Source organism: Glaciecola nitratireducens FR1064 (assembly GCF_000226565.1).
Taxonomy (GTDB): Bacteria; Pseudomonadota; Gammaproteobacteria; order Enterobacterales; family Alteromonadaceae; genus Glaciecola; species Glaciecola nitratireducens.
In genome coordinates this window covers 425,800-443,016 of record NC_016041.1, presented here as the reverse complement: position 1 = coordinate 443,016, position 17,217 = coordinate 425,800, and the positions used below count along the sequence as shown (strand labels likewise).

General features: G+C 43.1%; 17 protein-coding genes. 11 read left to right on the top strand and 6 right to left on the bottom strand.

Annotated elements, in window-relative coordinates:
• The first annotated feature begins 4 nt into the window (after positions 1-4).
• The 5 genes from GNIT_RS01900 to GNIT_RS01880 all read left to right on the top strand — a co-directional run bounded on the left by GNIT_RS01900 (position 5) and on the right by GNIT_RS01880 (position 5,370).
• Complete coding sequence (locus tag GNIT_RS01900; RefSeq protein WP_014107433.1) at positions 5-862, top strand: polyprenyl synthetase family protein; 858 nt, start codon at positions 5-7, stop codon at positions 860-862.
• Positions 855-2,327, top strand: a complete 1,473-nt coding sequence (gene crtI / locus GNIT_RS01895) for a phytoene desaturase family protein (protein WP_014107432.1) — start codon at positions 855-857, stop codon at positions 2,325-2,327. Before GNIT_RS01900 ends, crtI begins: the two co-directional genes overlap by 8 nt.
• 3 nt (positions 2,328-2,330) lie before the next feature.
• Entirely contained in the window at positions 2,331-3,272 is a 942-nt protein-coding gene (locus tag GNIT_RS01890; protein ID WP_014107431.1) for a phytoene/squalene synthase family protein, read from the top strand.
• Entirely contained in the window at positions 3,269-4,498 is a 1,230-nt protein-coding gene (locus GNIT_RS01885) for a lycopene cyclase family protein (RefSeq protein WP_014107430.1), read from the top strand. The genes GNIT_RS01890 and GNIT_RS01885 overlap by 4 nt, the downstream gene beginning before the upstream one ends.
• An 89-nt stretch (positions 4,499-4,587) precedes the next feature.
• Positions 4,588-5,370: a Brp/Blh family beta-carotene 15,15'-dioxygenase gene (locus GNIT_RS01880; protein WP_238526927.1), complete on the top strand. Its 783-nt coding sequence runs from the start codon at positions 4,588-4,590 to the stop codon at positions 5,368-5,370.
• On the opposite strand, the gene idi is transcribed toward GNIT_RS01880, so the two are convergent.
• Together idi and GNIT_RS18200 are read right to left on the bottom strand one after the other, a co-directional pair.
• Positions 5,359-5,922 carry an isopentenyl-diphosphate Delta-isomerase gene (gene idi / locus GNIT_RS01875; RefSeq protein ID WP_014107428.1) on the bottom strand — a complete coding sequence of 188 codons (564 nt, stop codon included), beginning with the start codon at positions 5,920-5,922 and terminating at the stop codon, positions 5,359-5,361. The genes GNIT_RS01880 and idi overlap by 12 nt on opposite strands.
• A gap of 5 nt (positions 5,923-5,927) precedes the next feature.
• A complete protein-coding gene (locus GNIT_RS18200; protein ID WP_014107427.1) occupies positions 5,928-6,104 on the bottom strand; it encodes a hypothetical protein in 177 nt (58 codons plus the stop codon).
• A 498-nt stretch (positions 6,105-6,602) separates the two neighbouring features.
• Here GNIT_RS18200 and GNIT_RS01865 point away from each other — a divergent pair, with 498 nt between their 5' ends.
• From GNIT_RS01865 to GNIT_RS01855, 3 genes are all read left to right on the top strand, one after another.
• Positions 6,603-7,856: an MFS transporter gene (locus GNIT_RS01865; RefSeq protein ID WP_014107424.1), complete on the top strand. Its 1,254-nt coding sequence runs from the start codon at positions 6,603-6,605 to the stop codon at positions 7,854-7,856.
• A 169-nt stretch (positions 7,857-8,025) separates the two neighbouring features.
• Positions 8,026-8,403 (top strand): PA2779 family protein, encoded by a 378-nt coding sequence (locus GNIT_RS01860; protein WP_014107423.1) that lies wholly within the window; start codon positions 8,026-8,028, stop codon positions 8,401-8,403.
• 6 nt (positions 8,404-8,409) lie between these two features.
• Positions 8,410-9,390: a PA2778 family cysteine peptidase gene (locus GNIT_RS01855; protein ID WP_014107422.1), complete on the top strand. Its 981-nt coding sequence runs from the start codon at positions 8,410-8,412 to the stop codon at positions 9,388-9,390.
• Here GNIT_RS01855 and GNIT_RS01850 read toward each other — a convergent pair.
• Together GNIT_RS01850 and mscL are read right to left on the bottom strand one after the other, a co-directional pair.
• Positions 9,371-10,990, bottom strand: coding sequence for an NAD(P)/FAD-dependent oxidoreductase (locus tag GNIT_RS01850; protein WP_014107421.1), 1,620 nt, complete (start codon positions 10,988-10,990; stop codon positions 9,371-9,373). The two genes, GNIT_RS01855 and GNIT_RS01850, sit on opposite strands and share 20 nt — an antisense overlap.
• Positions 10,991-11,138: 148 nt before the next feature.
• Entirely contained in the window at positions 11,139-11,573 is a 435-nt protein-coding gene (gene mscL / locus GNIT_RS01845) for a large conductance mechanosensitive channel protein MscL (protein WP_014107420.1), read from the bottom strand.
• A gap of 193 nt (positions 11,574-11,766) precedes the next feature.
• Between mscL and fdxA the strand changes: the two genes are divergently transcribed.
• Positions 11,767-12,090, top strand: coding sequence for a ferredoxin FdxA (gene fdxA / locus GNIT_RS01840; protein ID WP_041246262.1), 324 nt, complete (start codon positions 11,767-11,769; stop codon positions 12,088-12,090).
• Between the two features lie 3 nt (positions 12,091-12,093).
• Here fdxA and rlmE read toward each other — a convergent pair whose 3' ends face one another.
• Complete coding sequence (gene rlmE / locus GNIT_RS01835) at positions 12,094-12,714, bottom strand: 23S rRNA (uridine(2552)-2'-O)-methyltransferase RlmE (protein WP_014107418.1); 621 nt, start codon at positions 12,712-12,714, stop codon at positions 12,094-12,096.
• Positions 12,715-13,060: 346 nt separating this feature from the next.
• Between rlmE and GNIT_RS01830 the strand changes: the two genes are divergently transcribed.
• Complete coding sequence (locus GNIT_RS01830) at positions 13,061-13,885, top strand: TrmH family RNA methyltransferase (protein WP_014107417.1); 825 nt, start codon at positions 13,061-13,063, stop codon at positions 13,883-13,885.
• 90 nt (positions 13,886-13,975) lie between these two features.
• Here the strand turns inward: GNIT_RS01830 and GNIT_RS01825 are convergent, their stop codons facing one another.
• A complete protein-coding gene (locus tag GNIT_RS01825; RefSeq protein WP_014107416.1) occupies positions 13,976-14,650 on the bottom strand; it encodes a YiaD family glycine zipper/OmpA-like lipoprotein in 675 nt (224 codons plus the stop codon).
• Positions 14,651-14,868: 218 nt separating this feature from the next.
• Between GNIT_RS01825 and GNIT_RS01820 the strand changes: the two genes are divergently transcribed.
• The gene (locus GNIT_RS01820) at positions 14,869-17,040 is read left to right on the top strand and encodes a M3 family metallopeptidase (protein ID WP_014107415.1); all 2,172 of its coding nucleotides are present in this window, start codon (positions 14,869-14,871) and stop codon (positions 17,038-17,040) included.
• The last annotated feature ends 177 nt before the right edge of the window (positions 17,041-17,217 follow it).

The window sequence follows — 17,217 nt, the reverse complement described above, 5'->3', positions numbered from 1 at the left end:
ACCTATGATACAAACGAAAGCGCTCGACTTACCAACAATGTCTTTTATCCTAAAGCAGTGTGAAGAAGACATGCACTTTAGAATAAAAGATAGCCAACCTGGCTTGTTCCATTTAAACAGTGGCGGCAACCGAGCTCGCGCTACATTCTGTATTGAAGCCGGAATTGCACTACGATTGCCTGAAAAGTCAATAATCGCAATGGCCTGTACTATTGAATTGCTTCACAATGCCTCCCTTGTTCATGACGATCTTCAAGATTCAGAAACAATCAGGAGAGGTAGGCAGTCGGTATGGAAAAAATACGGCAAATCGCACGCTATATGTGCTGGTGATGTGATGATTTCTGCCGCATACGGAGCGTTAGCAGACATCGGACCACATCACTCATTAGCGACATTGCTGTCGCATACCCATAGAGCTGTTTCAACTACGATCCACGGTCAATCGCAAGATATCGATGCAACACCTGACATTAGTGTAAAACAGTATGAAAAAATTGCGGCGATGAAGTCAGGGCCACTAATACAACTGACCTTATCTCTTCCTCTACTAATGGCAGACATGGAGGAGCATGTTCAAACAGCACATCAAGCATTAAATAACTTTGCCATCGCCTATCAAATTGTTGATGACTTGGACGATTGGCAACAAGACTCGCAGCGCGGTCAACTTAACCTGATTAATTTATTAGCGTCACGAAGCTGTATCGAAGAGGCGACTTATATTGCGCGCAATCGTGCCCGCTATTTATTGAAGCAATGTGAGAAAGAATTAAGCTTACTTCCTGCAAACTGCGCGGCATCTGTTATTAAAGCGGCTCAGAGCCTACGAACAAAAACAAAAGCGAGTACTCATGAATAAGGCTGTTGTTATTGGCGGCGGTTTTGGAGGCATGGCATCTGCACTTAGGCTGCGTGCAAAAGGCTATGATGTTGTGATTATTGATCAATGCGAACGCTTGGGCGGGCGGGCGCAACAGCATAAAATAGACGGTTTTGTTTTTGATGCAGGTCCGACCGTTGTTACGGCTCCATTCTTATTTGAAGAACTATTTTCGCTTTTTGATAAGAAATTAGAAGATTATATTGAGCTCGTTGCTGTAGAACCTTGGTATCGCTTTGTCTATCCAGACAATAGCCATTTTGATTATGGCGGCACCATCGAGGAAACATTGGCTCGCATTGATGAAATTGAGCCTGACGATAAAGCAGGATATAAGGCTCTGTTAGCCCAGTCGGAAGCCATCTTTGATGTTGGTTTTACAGAGCTTTCTGATAAACCGTTTCACAAAATATCTACAATGTTGAAGCAAGTACCAGCGCTAATCAGGCTCAATTGCTATCGCACGGTTTGGCAGATGGTATGTACTTATTTAAAAAACGACAAATTACGACAAGCATTTTCTATCCAGCCTTTGTTGGTAGGTGGCAATCCTTTCGCAACAACCAGCATTTACAGCTTAATTCATTTTTTAGAACGCAAGTGGGGAGTGCACTTTGCCATGGGCGGTACCGGCGCGATGGTTGATGGTTTAGAAACCCTAATGCGAGAGCAAGGCATTAAAATAAAACTCAATACACGCGTAAATAATTTAACAATCGACTCAAATCGAGTCACTCAAGTACACACAAATGAGGGCTCCTTCGAATGTGACAAACTGGTGTCGAATATCGATCCTAAATTTTTGTATCGACACTTGGTTCCCAAAGAAAATCAAAGTATTAGTGCTAAAATTAAAACCAAACATGCCAAACTTTCTATGGGCTTGTTCGTGTTACATTTTGGCACAACCAAGAAATATCCAGATGTAGTGCATCATACAATTTGGCTGGGCAAACGTTACGAAGCTTTATTGAGTGACATCTTTGATAAAAAAATACTAGCGGACGATTTTTCCCTATACTTGCATCGACCAACAGCGACAGACCCGAGTATGGCGCCTGACGGATGTGATTCATTCTATGTATTGGCGCCAGTGCCCAACAATCTCTCTGGTATTGACTGGGCCGAGCAAGAAAAAGCATACGGTGATAAGATAATTAAAGCCTTAGAAGATACGATTATGCCCGACTTATCAGCGCATATAGTCCATCGTTTTGCAAAAGCACCGAATGATTTTGAACATGACTTTAGCAGTGTCGAAGGCAGCGGTTTTTCTATCGCCCCATCATTTCAGCAATCGGCTTGGTTTCGCTTTCACAATAAATCGGAAGGACCAGAAAACTTGTATTTATGCGGTGCCGGAACCCATCCGGGCGCGGGCCTGCCAGGAGTGCTGTCATCGGCAAAAGTGGTAGATAGTCTTATTGCGGCACCGGGTTTGTAGTTTATGCAAGATGACCCTACGGCCCTCTTAAAAAAGCATGGCAAGTCGTTTAATTTTGCTCGACTGTTTTTAGGCAGCGAAACCGGCATAGCTGCCGCCCGCTTATATAGCTTTTGCCGCATAGTGGACGACATTGCTGACGAGAGTCTGGACAAAGAGCAAGCAAGAAAAGACTTAGCAAATTTGAGTGATGCGATTAATCAAAATCAAACAGGACATCCCTTAGTTGCTGACTTTTTGCTGCTTTGCGAACAGCATGGTATTGACAGAAAAAACGGTATAACACTCATTGAAGGCGTTAGCGAAGATTTGAGTCTACAAGCCTTAGATACAGAACAAGAAATAGTGCGGTATGCGTTTAAAGTTGCTGGTGTAGTCGGCTTAATGATGGCACCGATTTTGGGTGCAAAGGAAGATGGATACGCATTTGCCATTGATTTAGGCATTGGTATGCAGTTGACTAATATTGCTAGAGACGTTTTGGAAGACGCTAAAATGAATCGTCGCTACATTCCCGGAGCATGGGTGGATTCTCTATCGCCGGAGCAAATTAGTCTTGCTCAAAAGAATGACCAAGAAAGCGTACAAACAGCTATCACTAGATTATTAGAACTCGCTGAGAGATACTATCAGAGTGGTTTAGCCGGACTTTATTATTTACCTCAACGCAACAGGCCAGCAATTGCAGTAGCGGCCTACGTATATAGAGAGATAGGTCGAAAGCTACTGAAGCAAAACTGTGAATATTGGAGGGGAAGAATGGTGGTATCAAAGTCACACAAGGCCTTGCTGGCAAGCAAAGCGCTTTGGTATTTACGTTCTAGGGAATTTGCTGACAAAGCGCCTAAACATGATCCTAACCTACACATTCATCTTCAAACCACACTTGCGAATAGCGAGTACTCTCCAAATAACAATGCCACGACAGTGACCAACGCTTTGTGAATAACAACGGTGCGGAGGAACAGCCTACCGATTTAATCATCATTGGTGCTGGCGCCGCGGGTTTATCCCTATTGCTTGCTCTGAAAGAGCGTAATTACCCGCATACCGTAAAAGTGTTGGAACAGCAAAATGGCCCTCAACACGATCGCATTTGGAGTTTCTGGAATAGCAAAGACCTCCCCTTTTATATGAAGGCGATTATTTCTCATGAGTGGTCGAGTTGGAGTCTGTCAACCGAGCAGCGTCAATACACAATGAGCGACTCGTTTTACCCTTATTGCTCCATAAGGTCCGAGCACCTCGGCGCGCTGGCCATCGAGCATGCTGAGCAAGAAACAAACGTAGAAATAATATTTAATTGTGACGTACTATCCATTGACTGCAATGCAGACAGGGTTTTCATCACTACTGCAAATGGAACAATGCTTGCTAAGAAAGTAGTCGACACTCGTCCACCGCCATTGCATCACGAACACAATGGATTATTTCAATGTTTTTACGGCGAAGAAATTTCAATTAACGCAGATATATTAGAGCCATTTACCGTAAAATTAATGGATCAATTACGTTACTCTGAGTTAGGGATTGAGTTCGTATATGTCCTGCCGTTTAGTTCAAGCCATGCGCTCGTTGAGTTTACCTGCTTTAGTATTACTATTATTGATAAGGAAACACTAAAAGCACGTCTCACCGAGAGACTTAAGCACATGTTTGAGCAGCATGACTACAAGGTACTGCGAACCGAACAGGCAGCTTTGCCCATGTATTCGATTAACCACAACAACCTAAACAAGACACATAAAAATCTGATTTATGGAGGCATTGCGGGGGGAGCAATGAGGATTGCTACTGGTTTTAGCTTCCTTAACTCTCAACGTTGGGCAAAACAGTGCGCACAAGCTTTAATAGAGCAAGGAAAACTAGTTCCTTCACCACCTATCAACGTGATATACCGAAAAATGGATACGCTGATGATAAGAGTTCTGCGAAACGATATGAAGATAGGCGTCACTATTTTTGAGCAAATGTTTAAAAAAGTAAAAGCGAAGCGATTTGCCCGCTTCATGACGGAACAAGCAACAACGGCTGACGTGATTAGCGTTATTGCAGCAATGCCTAAGCGTGCATTTTTGCGTGCAGCCTACAACGCACTCACCGCGGCGTTTACTACTTTATTATTCAAGCGTAAGCAATCGCCAAACAAGCATAACGACCGGCAACAATGAATAAAGTGCGCTACACCCAAATTTATTTATGCGTATTTTTGTTATGCATAATAGGAGCATTGCTAAATTTACATCTTCCTGAATCATATATGATTGTAGGTTTAGCCATCGCAGTCACTTTGTTAGGCTTACCTCATGGGGCGCTTGATTTTGCTGTAGCGAAATCGTTGAAACTGATTTCGTCATTCAATTCGGCTCTCTATTTTATTCTTGTTTACACTGCTATTTCTGCTTTTTCCATTGCTTTATGGGTAGGCTTTCCAGCAACAAGTCTCGGATTATTCTTCTGTGTATCTATTTATCACTTCTCAACTGACTGGCGAAATACAATGCCTCGTTATGCTCGATTAGGCATGGCAAGCATCATTATTTGTGGTTCCTCAATCATGTACTCATCGACATTACTAACGCTTTTCACCTTGTTGTTTCTCCCAGCTGAAACAGCCAATTTGATTATTCAAGGTATGCAAATCATGTTCTGGATTGGGATTGCTGCTTTCGCTTACTTCATTGTGCAATTGCTGAAAACGCATCTTACGCTTGATAAGTTAACGCTCGTCGAGTGCGTGGCATTGGTAGTCAGTAGCTTGACACTGACCCCTTTGCTTCACTTTGCACTTTACTTTTGTTTACTGCATTCCCCAAAGCACCTAAATGACGTTGGTGAGGAACTTCAACTCAGCGTGTCAAAGGCTATTATTTTAAGCTTACCGTTTGTAGCACTGACGATAGTGTTGGCAGCAATCTTATTCGAATTTTTTGGTGTAAATGATGTAAATGTTGATTTACTGCGATGGATATTTATAGGTCTCTTTGGCCTGACGATGTCGCACATGCTGCTGATCAATTTATGGCATCGCTCACACCGATGATAATGCGCCCACATTGTTTTTCTTGATGTAGTCAAATACCATCGGAAACCAAGCGGCAAATACAGAAGGTTCACGTTTAAGCTGTTTGACTATTTCATGCTCCTTCCACCATCTGACGTCCATTACTTCATCAGGATTTTTGCACCACTTAATGTCATCTACGTCAGTGGTAACGATATTATCTAATTCATGTTCAATCATATCGTTATCGAGTGGGTACTTATAACGAATCTGGCCAATTGTGGAGAGGTTTAACAAAGAGGTAATGCCCAACTCCTCAGATATCCGCCTTTGTGCTGCATCCTTAATACTTTCATTTGGCAAAGGGTGTGAGCAGCAGGTATTCGCCCAGAGACCGCCGCTGTGATATTTGTGCATTGCTCGCTGCTGCAAAAGATACTCGGTGCTATTGCCCTGAGAACGGGTGATCATTAAGGAAAAAGCGAGGTGAAGGTCGCCTCGTAAGTGCGCCTCTATTTTTTCTGCGTATCCGGTTACCTCGCCATTAGTATCGACAAGCGTAACAAGGTTGAAGTCATTTATCTGATCCATACTGATTAGTCTTGCTTATCGTTCATACGAATAAATACGAAAATAATAGAGAGCACTAAAGCTACCGGCGCTAACGCGAGCAGCGGAGAGTCCGATAAAGCCATTTCCCCGGCAACATAAACAAGGCCAGCAACGACGGCAAATGCACCTAAAGTCGAGAGTAATTTGAGTGGTTTGTTCATAGACAAAATCCCTAAAAGTGACATATTGACCATACTTCAATAAATATTTTTACGCTGAGTAACTTGTTTTAGTTCATTGAGAAAAATCATACTATTTATCAATAAAAATCCGCCGAAAGCCCTAGCCTCTAATCCAATGCAACGCGCTGTCGCGCTTGCCGTGTATAAGTCCAAACGTGCACAAAACAGTGCATTTTTATAAAGTTCAAACCAAATTGGTGCTAATATCAAACAGATGATTTTAGATAAATTCAGCAAACGCATGATTAATAACTATAAATTCTAAAATCACAGTTGGCATAGTTCTTCCTTGGTATAGATATAATTTATATAACTCCACGGAAAAACTTCATGTCCAACTTATACTACTTCCTTTATTTTTTATGGTATTTAGACATCAGCGTGTGGCAAGTGAACGAGCCAACTAGCACTCATACCACAGCTGAAAAAGAACGAGCAGATGCTTAATTCGCATTCACAATGGCCACTTGGAGTAATATGTTACGCGCATTAGTTCCTATATCCGCATTACTGCTTTCTAATGCATTCTTACTCCTTGGTCATGGATTGTTACTCACCCTGCTGCCCATTGCTGCCAGTACTGCTGGGTTTTCTGACACACAAGTGGCATTGACGGGCTCTGCTTATTTTTTAGGATTTGTTTCTGGCTGCTTGGCAACCCCCTATATGTTGAAAAGGGTTGGACATATTCGCAGTTTTGCAGTGCTAGCCACTTGCTATTCTGTTGTGATCTTAATTTTTCCGCTACTACCCGAATTCTATAGTTGGATGATTCTACGGTTTTTCATTGGTGTTGCAATTTCCGGCTTGTACATGATTATCGAAAGCTGGCTAAATGGAAGTTCAGACGCAAAAAACCGAGGTTCAATACTTTCGGTTTATACAACATTAAATTTCGTCATGGTAATGAGTGGACAACAATTATTGAATTTAGGTAATACTCAAGATTGGATGTTGTTTGGTTTGGCTGCGATATTTGTGTCTATAGCGATCATACCTGTGTCACTTACTTTGTCCGCAGCCCCTGCAGCCATTCATCAAGTAAAGGTAAATATGTTCAAGGTTTGGCAGCATTCACACATCGCGCTCATTGGCGCCGTCGTTACGGGTTTAGTAACTGGCGCATTTTGGTCTTTAGCGCCCATATATGCAAAGGATAACGGCTTTGAAAGCAGTCAGCTAGCGGCATTTGTATCAGCCACAGTGCTCGGCGGCGCTTGCTTTCAGCTGCCATTAGGGAAGGTTTCGGATAGATTTGATAGGCGTATTGTACTCATGTATTTAGCGCTAGCAGGGGCAGCTGTATCATTACTATTTGTTGGCTTACCGTATGTTGTTACAACATTTGGCGGCTGGCCCGCTGCTATTTCTGCCTTTTTCTGGGGAGGGACATGCATGACGCTATACGCAATATGTTTAGCTCACGCCAATGATAACGCCACGTCAGACGATTTTGTTGAAATAAGCAGTGCCATGTTAATAACGCTTGGCTTATCTTCTGCCATCGGTGCCCCCTTGGCATCCCTTGCTATGAGTTTAATGGGCGCTAATGGCCTTTATGCCTTTACAAGCGTTTGTCTTATTACATTCTTTATTATTGTAGTATTAAGACGACGCAGTCATGAGCTTCCGTTTGATTTAGAAACAAAAGACAATTTCCGAGCGGTTACAGAAATGACCGGCCCTGCTGCTTTTGAAATGGATCCACGCACCGAGGTTGACCATAAATAAGCAATTTTTGAGCACCATCAGCTAACAATACATTCTATTGCATAGCGTCATTAAATGGTTTACCTTCTTAATGTTGTTTATGTTATCGAACATGAGCATCCTATTTCAGAAATACATCTGTTGTTAAAACACCGCTATTAAAAATGGCATATTGAAGGATATATCAGTAATGAATAAGTTTCTTAAAGCCAGTATCGCAAGTTTGATTTTTGTATTCAGTATGGGCCAGGCAACGGCAGGGGTTTTTAGCTCAGACCAAGTTATCGCTAATCAACAGCACCAGTATAATAAGCAGCAAGTATTGTCCTTTGTGGATAATGCCGAAGTGCAGAGTAAGCTGATTGAATTGGGCGTGAGTCCTGCAGAAGCAAAGCAACGCATCGCAAATATGACTAATCAAGAGCTAGACGCTTTAAACAACGAAATTAACGAAATGCCTGCAGGCGGTATCGTAGGTACTATCGTAACGGTGCTTGTTGTTGTAGCAATACTAGATTTAATGGGCATTACCGACGTTTATCCTTTTATACGTCCAATCGGTTCCTAATTTTTTATGCCTTCATTGTGGCAGACCTCTTTATTGCTAGGTCTGTCAATTTTCTTACTAAGTGCTTGCCAAACGCCTACTCAAACTAAGCAGATATTAAATCAGCCTCCAGATATTGCCCGTCAACACCTTGTCCCAAACGTACCGTTTCATTCTCAAGAAGCCTTTTTTTGCGGTCCTACAACCCTAGCTGAAGTTGCTGGGTTTTATGGCTTGGAACAAAATCCACTGCAGATCGCACCGACCACTTTTATCCCAGGTTTAGACGGTAGCCTGCAAATTGAAATGGTGGCGGCGACTCGTCAACTTGGCCTGCTGGCCTATGCGCAGAATGGCAACATGAAGCAGTTGTTGAGTTTGCTTGCTGAAAATATTCCGGTGATTGTGCTGCAAAACAATGCTATTGCTTTGTTTCCTCAGTGGCATTATGCCGTGGTGATTGGTTACGACCTTGACCGCGCTGAGCTTATTTTACATACCGGCGTTACCGAAGCGCATCGCCTGAACTTTTCTACGTTTGAACGCACTTGGCAACGGGCTCAGTACTGGATGTTAGCAATGTTGCCAAGCGACAAAAGCAGCGAACATCTTGATCCCTTTATTTATGCCAAAGCATGCCAAGATTTGATCAGCACACAGCAGTCAAGCGTAGGCATCGCTGCTCTTAAAACAGCAACACAACAGTGGCCTGACTATTGGTTGCCCTATTTTTTGTTGGGTAATTATTATTTTTCAACACAGCCTTCAGCCGCGGCTAATTGGTTTGCACAAGGCTTACCTTTTGCTCAGCAAGAGGTGTCTTATCTGAATAATTACGCGATGCTTTTAAGTGAGCTTGGTTGCGATCTTAAAGCCAAAGAACTCATTGCACAGGCACTTAACATAGAGCCTGATGATAGTAACCTGCAGGACAGTGAAAATCAGATATTGCTAAAGGCGACTTATCGCAGAGCGCAGCAACAAGGACTTAAGTGTCGCTTACCATAGATAGCGCTAGCGCTTCTGCTACGCGGATACCATCTATTCCTGCTGACCATATACCACCGGCATAGCCAGCGCCTTCTCCAGCAGGATACAAACCTTGCACATTAACGCTTTGATAATTTTCATCGCGCTTAATGCAGATAGGTGAAGAGGTGCGAGTTTCAACTCCAGTTAATAGGCCATCGGTTTTAGCAAAACCCTTAATTTGACGATTAAAAGCGGGTATCGCTTCACGGATCGCCTGCGTAACAAAGTCAGGTACAACTTTACTTAAATCCGTTAGCGTTATGCCTGGTGTGTAAGAAGGTTTCACATCACCTATTTCTGAACTCGTTTTGCCCGCTAGGAAGTCGCCTATCAATTGTGCGGGCGCATGATAATTCTCGCCCCCAACGCTAAACGCAAGCTCTTCTAAACGTCGCTGCAACTCAATACCAGCTAAAGGATCCCCTGGGTAATCCTCTTCAGGCGTAATGCCGACAACAATGGCGCTGTTTGCATTTCGTTCATGACGAGAATATTGGCTCATACCGTTGGTGACCACGCGACCAGGCTCTGAAGCTGCAGCAACCACAGTACCACCCGGGCACATGCAGAAACTGTATACCGTGCGCCCGTTTTTACAGTGGTGCACTAACTTATAGTCGGCCGCGCCTAGAATGGCGTTTCCTGCGTTTTCGCCAAAACGTTCCCTGTCGATCATGCTCTGCTCATGCTCAATTCGAAAACCTACCGAAAAAGGCTTGGCTTCGATGTAAACGCCTTGTTCATGAAGCGCGGTAAAAGTGTCGCGAGCGCTATGACCGATCGCCAAAATGACGTGGTCACAAGGCAGATAGTCCCCACCCGATAAATGTAAGCCTTTAATTTTATGAGCTTTACCATTAGTGTCTAAATCTAGCTTTTCGACTCTGGTGCTAAAACGGAATTCACCGCCTAGCTCAATAATTGTCGCCCGCATTTTTTCGACCATATTGACTAGTTTGAAGGTGCCAATATGCGGTTTACTTACATACATGATTTCTTCTGGCGCACCAGCCGCGACAAATTCATGCAGCACCTTACGACCATAGTGCTTGCGATCTTTGACCTGACTATACAGTTTGCCATCGGAGAAAGTACCCGCCCCCCCCTCACCGAACTGTACGTTCGATTCAGGATTCAGTGCCTGCTTGCGCCAGAAACCGAAAGTGTCTTTCGTGCGCTCGCGTACAGCCTTTCCTCGCTCTAAAATAATCGGGTTGAAGCCCATTTGAGCTAAAATCAAAGCAGCAAACAAACCACATGGTCCAAGGCCAATAACAACGGGTCTGTTTTTTAGATTCGCTGGAGCTTGTGCGACAAACTTGTAGGTCATATCCGGTGTAATACGCACATGAGGGTCCCGAGCAAACTGAGTTAACAGCTCTTCCTGCGAGCCCACCTCAACATCGAGGGTATAAATGAGCTGAATATTTTTATTATTGCGTGCGTCATACCCGCGCTTGAACAAGTTGAATGACAGCAGTTGGCTCTTCTCTATCTTCAACTTGCTTAAAATGGCAAGCTCTAGAGCCTGTTCATCATGATCGAGGGGTAATTTGATATCGGTTAAACGCAGCATAATACAAAGACTCTTTAAAACGCCGGACAGCCTTTCTGTCAGGGCACGATATTTTAAAACAGTTACGCTTGTTTAGATACCTCTGTGTGCGAGCATATTGATGTTTGAAACTAGCGCTTTCTACTCAATTATACTACTCCCTGTTTCGTTATTTTTTGGATAACAGTTCATTTTGTGCTTCCATTAACTCTTTTATACTATGCAGCAACTCAATATCACGAGGTGTATTAACTGTTTTATCCTTTACATCTTCAGCTCGTTTTTTAAGTGAATTCATCGCTTTTACTACAACGAAAACAGTAAAACTGATGATGATGAAATCAACCATCGTCTCAAGAAGCTTTCCGTAACCTAGCGCTATCTCATCAACTTTGCTTGCACCGACGCTTGATGCCTCTCGCAATATTACTTTTTGATTTTCCCAGTTTGAGCCATTGGTTAAAAAAGCGAGAGGTGGCATAAAAACCTCTTTGACAAGCACGTCTATTACCCTATTAAAGGCTGCGCCAATAATGACACCAATGGCAATATCAATCATATTTCCTCTAATCGCAAATTGCTTAAATTCGTCGAATATTTTCATGTCTCTCTACTTCCTATTATGTTATCTATCACACATGTCGTTTATTAAAATGAACACAGTGACTATTAAGTTCGATTTTGTTGGGCGTCAATTTATCTGAGAACTTCTAGAAGCAAAATAATAAAGTAACTTGTGTTTTAACACTGCTACTTTACACTTGTCATAATTTAGAATGTTTGAATAGTTAGTCGCCATGACCTTTGTAGTAACCGACAATTGCATAAAATGTAAATACACAGATTGTGTTGCCGTTTGTCCCGTTGATGCTTTCTTTGAAGGACCAAATTTTTTGGTTATCGACCCAGTAATTTGCATCGACTGTGAATTGTGCGTGCCAGAGTGCCCGGCCGATGCCATTTATCAAGATACCAAGCTACCGCCAGAACAGGCTGAGTTTCTGGAAATCAATGCACAGTTATGTCAGGAGTGGCCTAACATCACAGAGCTCAAACCGGCGCCGGATGACGCCGACAAATGGAACGGTGTTACCGATAAGCTGCCGTTGCTTGAACGTTGAACGTTAACCTTTAAATCCTTTACCCACTATATAAACCTCTCGCGAGCGCGGACGAGAAGCCGCAGGTTTACGGACAAGCACTTTATCGAAGGAGCTTCTCACGTCTTTTGCGTATTCTTCATAGCCCACCCCTTGAAATACTTTAGCGCAGAAACTTCCGCCCGGCTTCAATACGTTACGCGCCATATCTAAGGCTAATTCAACAAGGTAGATTGAGGAATATTGGTCGGTGGTATTAACACCACTTAGGTTAGGTGCCATATCAGATACAACAACGTCTACCTTTTCGCCATTTAGCTCGCTTAAGATCTGCTTGTAAACGGCTTCCTCGGTAAAGTCTCCTTGAATAAAGGTGACGCCTACAATTCCATCCATCGGCAGAATATCAGAAGCGATAACGCGACCGGAGTCACCCACCCATGGCGAGACCACTTGTGACCAGCCTCCCGGTGCCGATCCCAAATCCATAACGACACTGCCTGGGCGAATTAACTTATCTTTTTCATTAATTTCGATGAGTTTATAACTGGCGCGAGAACGATATCCGTCAATTTGAGCCTTCTTTACGTAAGGGTCGTTAACATGTTCGTCCAGCCATTTTTTACTGGTTTTTGTTCGAGCCATAAGGTGAATATACTATTAGTTTCGGTAAATCGGAGCTTATTGTAAGCCTGCAGACCCGATTTGCAAATTCCTTCTGGTTTTAATTCACTATTTGAGTAGTCTTTATTTGCGCAAGCTATCGTCAAATTCAGAGGAGTAACGGTATAAACCACCTCGACAATCAACAAAAGACAGGACTATTTAGCGACTTTTTATCGGACTTATATTTAACGAAGCGATACAATCGGCAACAAGAAAGGTTGGCCGTTTGTGTTAACAACAAATATCAAGCCGCAAGAATGAACAGTATAGCGTTAGCAAACGTAGATTTTGCACGCTAACAGACAGTATTTTAAGGTAAGCCTAAATGAAGCTAGACGATGTTAAGAAACTACATCAAAAAAAATACCGCGCGCTGCTAGGCTATTATTTGGTTGAAGGCGAACACCTAGTGCTTGAGTTGCAAAAAGCGGAACGACAGAAGGCTAGTGCATATAAAGAAGTGATAGGGGAAGCCGCCCCTAAAAGCGTAAAGCTTTTCGTGACTGAAGAATATGAAGCGTGGGCTAATCAACTAAACGCCAATTTTTCGATATTCACCGTTAATAAAAAGCAGATGGCCCAAATGAGCGACACTAAAACACCACAAGGGATTATTGCTTGTGTGCCTCTGCCGAATTTACGCTCTGAATACGATATGAATAGCCAAGTTATACAACCGCAGGAAACAGGAGTCGCAAACGGGCGAAACGAAATTGAACGCTGCATCTATTTGCACGAAGTGCAGGACCCAGGTAATTTAGGCACTATTTTGCGAACGCTAGCTTGGTTTGGTCATTTTCGCTTATTACTCAGCCCTAATAGTGTCGACCCATTTAACCCCAAAGTTGTGCGATCCAGCATGGGCGCCATTTTTCATGTCCCCATTGAATTAGACGTAGCGCTAAGCGACTTGCAAACGCGCTTTAAAAGGTTCGCTTATTTGGATATGCAGGGTAGTAAAGTTAACGCGAAAGAATTTGCTCGCTATGATTGTTACTTATTTGGAAATGAGGCTCGCGGGGTGCCAAGTGATGCTCTTTCGGCTTTTGATGCCGACGCATTTACGATCCCCGGCAGTGGGACTATCGACTCACTTAACCTAGCTAGTGCGGTCAATATATGTGTATACCAATTATCCATGGAGGTTTAGATAACTACATTTTCACAACATCGTTAAACGTGTTGAAGGAAGCAGCCCCAATAAGCTATCAGGACTGCTCAATTTACGCCAATGCTTTAATTAAGGCTGGGTAATTGGGATCAACGAAATTTCGACCCTTCTATTTTGCTGCTTACCTGCTTCAGTTGCATTGCTTGCTATTGGTTGAGTTTCACCGAAGCCGATCACTTCCAACCTGTCAGTGATAACACCGCTGTTGTTAAAATAACTAGAAACCGACTGAGCGCGTTGTTCCGATAAGCGTTGATTCAAAGCATCGGAACCTGAACTATCAGTGTGGCCGCTAACAACAACTAGTGTTTTATTGAACTCTTGTATAACTAAAACAACAGAGTCTAAAACAGACAGAAAGTCACTAGCGATATTAGCGCTACCAGAGGCAAAGGTAATGTTGCCAGGCATAACAAGATTAATGTTGTCGCCTTCACGCACGACACTTACGCCTGAACCACGTAATTGCTCTCTTAACTTCGCTTCCTGCGTATCCATATAATAACCGACACCGCCACCAATGACCGCGCCACCAGCAGCAGCTTTAAGTATTCTTTCATTACGCTTTCCTGCGTCTTTGTCTTTGTTTGCCAAATAGGCAACAACAGCCGCAACGCCAGCACCTATACCTGCACCTTTGCCTGCTTTACTCACTTCTTGCTCACCAGTATAGGGGTCATAGGTAGCACAAGACGACAGCATTAAAACGCAGGAGAGAGAAATTGCAGCAGTGATAGTTTTCATTTAATTTCCTTTATCGCTTAATTGAATGTATAAAACATGCTCAGTTTACAAGAAGCTGAGCGAAAAGTATCAACTTATGTTTGGAGTTGTCACAAAACTATCCGCCTCAAACTTGCCAATCATAGGTTGAATGCCTACTATTGTTGCACATCCATTTTGTAAAAATATACGTAAAGACACGACTAGCCAACAACAATAATAATGAAAAGGAAAACCAAATGAAAAAAGCGGTATTAACGCTTTCTGCGGTAGCGCTCGCGCTTTCAATGGCAGCTTGCTCCGAAAAGCCAGTAGAACCTCAAAAACCTATAGCTGATACTCAAGCACAGCAAAATGTGGACAATGTCCTGCTTGCTGAATTCAAAGGTCCATACAATGGCGTTCCAGCGTTTGATAAAATGTCCCTCGCTGACCTAAAACCCGCCTTAGAAAAGGGCATGGCGCTTAATTTAGCTGAAATCGACGAGATAGCGAACAATCCAGAGCCAGCTAATTTCCAAAACACTATTGTCGAAATGGAGCGCGCGGGCAGTGAGTTAAGCCGGGTGTTTACTTATTGGGGCATATGGAGCTCGAATAAATCCAGCCAAGAGTTCAGAGAAATTCAACAAGAAATGGCCCCTGTCATTTCCTCTTTCAGATCAAAAATAACACAGAATAAAAAGCTGTTTGAGCGTGTTAAAGCTGTTTATGAAAGCGAAGAGTTAGCGACGTTAACAAGCGAAGAACAACGCATTACCTGGATGACTTATAACGGTTTTGCAAGAAATGGCGCAACCTTGAACGACGAAGATAAGAAGCGTTACGCAGACATCAACCAAGAATTAGCCTCTTTACATACTCAGTTTTCAAACAATGTCCTAGCCGATGAAGAAAATTATGTACTGTATTTAGAGCAGGACCAACTTGCAGGTTTACCTGAATCTTTCGTCAATGCAGCAGCTGGAATGGCTGAAGCACGTGACAATAAAGGTAAGTATGCAATCACTAACACTCGTTCTTCAATGGATCCGTTTCTAACGTATTCTGAAGATAGAGCCTTACGTGAAAAGGTCTGGAACACGTATTACAGTCGTGGTGACAATGGCGATGAATACGATAACAATGAACTCATTAAGAAAATTCTGACCTTGCGCCACGAGCGTATCAAACTTTTAGGCTACGACAACTATGCGCAGTGGCGTTTAGAAGATCGTATGGCGAAAACGCCAGAGCGCGCGATGGATCTGATGGAAAAAGTGTGGCCAGCAGCTATCGCAAGAGTAAAAGAGGAAGTGGCCGACATGCAGGCTATTGCCGATGCTGAAGGTGCCAATATTAGTATTGAGCCTTGGGACTATCGTTTCTATGCTGAAAAAGTACGTAAAGATAAATATGCTCTCGATTCCGATGAGGTAAAACAATACTTACAGTTAGATAAGCTGCGCGAGGCAATGTTCTTTGTTGCAGGCGAATTATTTAACTTTGAGTTTACGCCTGTAGCTGAGGGCAAAGTACCTGTATTTCATCCAGACGTGAAAGTGTGGGATGTTACTGACAAAACCAGTGGCGAGCACATAGGTCTATGGTACCTTGACCCCTTTGCAAGACAAGGCAAACGCTCAGGCGCTTGGGCTACAACATATCGTAGCTACACTACCTTTGATGGTAAGAAGACGGTGTTGTCTTCAAACAATTCAAACTTCGTAAAAGGCGCTGAAGGCGAGCCGACCTTAATTTCTTGGGATGATGCAGAAACGTACTTCCACGAATTTGGACACGCTTTGCATTTCTTGTCAGCTAATGTTGCTTACCCAAGTTCGCACTCTGGCGTGCGCGACTACACTGAATTCCAGTCACAGTTGCTTGAGCGTTGGTTATTAACCGATGAAGTTATCAATAATTATTTGGTGCACTACAAAACAGGTGAGCCGATACCACAAACATTGGTCACTAAAATCAAAAATGCATCTACGTTTAATGAAGGCTTTAAAACGACCGAGTACATGTCGTCTGCAATTATGGACTTGCTTTACCATACCACCGATCCAGCCAAGATTGAGCCAGACAGCTTTGAGCGTGATGAACTGACTCGCTTAGGCATGCCCAAAGAAGTGGTTATGCGCCATAGAACAACACAATTTGGCCATATCTTTTCCGGCGAAGGTTACGCAGCTGCATACTATGGCTACATGTGGGCAGAAGTGCTGACGTCTGATGCAGCTGAAGCATTTGCTGAGGCACCTGGTGGCTTTTATGATAAAGAAGTGGGTGACAGACTTGTGAAATATTTGTTTTCTGTGCGCAACGCGATGGATCCAGAAGAGGCTTATCGTAAGTTCAGAGGCAGAGACGCAAGAGTCGAAGCCCTAATGCGTGATAGAGGTTTTCCAGTAACGTCAGAAGATTAATTAATTTAAGACGCGTATAAACCTAAGAGGCAGCACCTCTTCAGAAACGCCAGTCATCGTATAACGTGACTGGCGTTTTTTTTGACTAAAGCATATTACGTGAACTGCCATTTTAAACTGAGAATTTACTTGGCTTACTAAGGGCAATGCATTACCTGGCAGCAAGAAAGTTATAAG